Annotated in this window: 4 protein-coding genes and 1 pseudogene; 3 read left to right on the top strand and 2 right to left on the bottom strand. The window is 66.8% G+C overall.

All coding sequences use genetic code 11. The annotated features are described in order from the left end of the window. The 3 genes and pseudogenes from WCB02_RS34445 to WCB02_RS34455 all read left to right on the top strand — a co-directional run. Window positions 1-217 (top strand): annotated as a pseudogene (locus tag WCB02_RS34445) (hypothetical protein); the annotation flags it as partial. Then, window positions 210-923: an ABC transporter ATP-binding protein gene (locus tag WCB02_RS34450; RefSeq protein WP_423965620.1), complete on the top strand. Its 714-nt coding sequence runs from the start codon at window positions 210-212 to the stop codon at window positions 921-923. The pseudogene WCB02_RS34445 and the gene WCB02_RS34450, both read left to right, overlap by 8 nt. A 23-nt stretch (window positions 924-946) precedes the next feature. After that, window positions 947-1,774, top strand: coding sequence for an alpha/beta hydrolase (locus WCB02_RS34455; protein WP_423965622.1), 828 nt, complete (start codon window positions 947-949; stop codon window positions 1,772-1,774). 11 nt (window positions 1,775-1,785) lie between these two features. On the opposite strand, the gene WCB02_RS34460 is transcribed toward WCB02_RS34455, so the two are convergent. Both WCB02_RS34460 and WCB02_RS34465 read right to left on the bottom strand, forming a co-directional pair. Next, a complete protein-coding gene (locus tag WCB02_RS34460; RefSeq protein WP_423965624.1) occupies window positions 1,786-2,193 on the bottom strand; it encodes a DUF4864 domain-containing protein in 408 nt (135 codons plus the stop codon). Window positions 2,194-2,359: 166 nt separating this feature from the next. Beyond that, the coding region (locus WCB02_RS34465; protein ID WP_423965626.1) for a gamma-glutamyltransferase at window positions 2,360-3,092 on the bottom strand (733 nt) is incomplete at its 5' end.

Here is a 3,092-nt window from a genome sequence, read left to right on the forward strand (position 1 = left end):
AGCGGAGGCCGAGCATGTCGGCGAGATCATTTCGCAGCTCAACCGAGAGGGCGTCACGGTGCTGCTGGTCGAGCACAATATGCGCATGGTGATGTCGCTCTCGCACGACATCCTGGTGCTCAACAACGGCATGCGCATCGCCGAGGGCGATGCGGACGCCGTGCGCTGCCATCCCGGCGTGCTGGCGGCTTATCTGGGCGAGGGCGAACATGCTTGAGGTCGCGGCGCTGACGGCCGGTTACGGCGGCAATCCGGTGCTGCACCGGATTTCCTTGCGCGTTGAAGCGGGCCAGTCGGTCTGCCTGATCGGCGCCAACGGCGCCGGCAAGACCACGCTGCTGCGCTGTCTCGCTGGTCTCATCCGCCCGAGTTCCGGATCGATCAGGATCGAGGGCAAGGACATCACGGCGGTCGCCGCGTCGGAACGGCTCGGCTTTGGGGTCGCGCTGGTGCCGGAAGGCCGTCGTGTCTTTGCGCCGATGAGCGTGCGCGAGAACCTCGAGATGGGCGCCTTCCGCAGGCTTTGGCCGCGGCGTGACCGCGCTGTCGCGGCCGACATGGACATGGTGTTCGCCCTGTTTCCGCGCCTTGCCGAGCGTCACAGGCATGCCGCCGGTCTGCTTTCCGGCGGCGAGCAGCAGATGCTGGCGATCGGCCGAGCGCTGATGTCGCGACCGCGCCTGCTGCTGCTCGACGAGCCCTCGATGGGGCTGGCGCCGCGCGTCGTGCAGGACATCTTCGCCACCATCCGGCGACTCAACAACGAGGGCATGTCCATCCTGCTCGCCGAGCAGAATGCCAACATGGCCCTGCGTAGCGCCGGCTGGGGCTATGTTCTCGCCGAGGGTGAGATCGTGCGCGACGCCGAAAGCGGTTCGCTCGCGCGCGACCAGGTTGTGCGCGCCTCCTATCTCGGACTCTGACGATGCACTCTGGAATGGAAGTCATGCCGACCGTCGACGACGCGCTCGAAGCGCAATACGCGTTGCGCAAACGCCATCCCGAGCGTGAGGCGATCTATGCCGATCATCAGCGGCGCAGCGCGGCGCTGCGTGCCGCTGGTCCTTGCTGCCTCGACGTCCGCTACGGCGACGGCCCGCGCTGTCTGCTCGATGTCTTTCCCGCGGGCGAGCGCGCTCCGATCGTGTTCTTCGTCCATGGCGGTTACTGGCGCGCGCTGGACAAGTCCTACGTTTCCTTCATCGCCGCGCCGTTTCGCGATGCCGGCATGACCGTGGTGATGCCGAGTTACGATCTGGCGCCCGCGGTCAGGATCGGCGAGATCGTCGATCAGGTCCGGCAGGCTCTGGCCTGGACCATGGCACATCTCGCGCCCGAGCGTGTGGTGGTGGCTGGCCATTCCGCGGGCGGCCAACTGGCGGCGATGCTCGCGCTCGATCAGGCTGCCTCCGGCCATGGTCGGATCGTGGGGCTTGCCGGCATCAGCGGCGCCTTCGATCTGCGTCCGCTGCTGCGGACCTCGATCAACCGCGACCTCAAGCTGTCGGCGGCCGAAGCCGCCGAGGCAAGTCCGCTGCTGCGGCTGGCGCGGCTCCCCGCGTCGGCCTGCCTGGTGCCGTTGCTCGGCCTGGTTGGCGGCGATGAGACCCGGGGTTTCAAGCAGTGGACGGCCGACCTGGTCGCCGGATGGCGCGCGCATGGCGGGGCGGCCAGCTATGGTGAGCTGGATGGCTGCAATCATTTCAACATCCTCGATCGCGTGGCAGAAGCCGATGGCGAGGTGCTGCGTGGCATCACGGCCATTCTGAGCTGAAGGCGACGCATTCACACCGACTGTCCCGCCTTCTGCAGCACGCAGCCCACGATCTTCAGGCTGCCGTCGGGCTGTTGCTCCAGCGTGTAAAGCGCCTCCCAGGCTTCGCCGTTGGCATCGACGATGTGGACATGCTGGGTGATCTGGCCGGCCTCGACGTGGGCTTCGCCGAATTCGAAACTCTTGTGGCGATAGACCGGCGCGTAGTTCTGCTGCACCATCATCATGAAGATGTCCGCTTGCGGAAACATCTCGCGGATGGCGGGCGCGGCATAGGAATAGGCCGCGGCGGCATCGTCGCGGCCGAGGGCCTGCTCCTGCGAGCGGATCACGTTCTGCGCATTGGCGACGTCATCCGCGGCGGAGGCGGGCAGGGTGAATGACAAGAGAGCGGTCAACATCAGGATGATGGTGCGCATGACTCGGTTTCGAAACCTCAGAAGACATCGATCCTAGCGGGGCTATTGTGGTGGCGGCAGGGCCGAACCTTGCAACAGCGTATGAACGTTGTCGCGCGCCCGCCGCATTTGCTTCAGCAACGGGCCACCGGCTTCGGAGCGCCTCATTGAACTCCGCAAAATTGAGCTACCCCTCCGCCACCGCATCGCCCCAGGCGTGCGCCGCATCGTTGGCGCCGCTGTTGGTTTCGCCGTTACGCAGCACGACGCTTGGGAAGGCGAATTTTCCCGGGAACGTCTGCACGCGCGCCTCCTCATAGTCGAACCGCGCCCGCAGCGCGGCGCGAACCTGTTCGGGCAGGCGGACGTCGCCGATCACGACCGCGCCTTCGCTGGCATCGATGCGGGGGTGATGGATCGCCGTATCGAGATCCATGCCGTAATCCATCGCAAAGGACAGCAGCTGCGTCACCGCGGGCAGGATGCGCCGGCCGCCGGAGGCGCCGACCGCGAGCCTGCGGCCATCCGCGGCCTGCGCGATCACCGGCGTGTAATTGGTCAGGCAGCGCTTGCCGGGCGCGAGCGAATTGGGCGTGCCCGGTGTGGGATCAAACCACATGATGCCGTTGTTCATGGTGATGCCGCTCCCCGGCAGCACGAACTTGGAGCCGAAGGTCGACAGCAGGGTTTGCGTCACCGCCGCCATGTTGCCCTCCCGGTCGACCACCGAATAATGCGTGGTGCACGCCGGCGCCAGATGCTCGGCGCCGAGCGCGCGCCGGCCGTCGGCATCGCCCATGTCGCGCAGCCGTTCGCTATAGGCCGATTGCAGGGCGAGCGCATAGTTCGTGTACGCCGAGGCATCCGGTCCGCCGGGCGCGGGCGCGAGCTTGTCCTGCAGCAGCCGCAGCGTATGCGCG

Origin of the sequence: Bradyrhizobium sp., from assembly GCF_049581145.1 — a bacterium.
Taxonomy (GTDB): Bacteria; Pseudomonadota; Alphaproteobacteria; order Rhizobiales; family Xanthobacteraceae; genus Bradyrhizobium.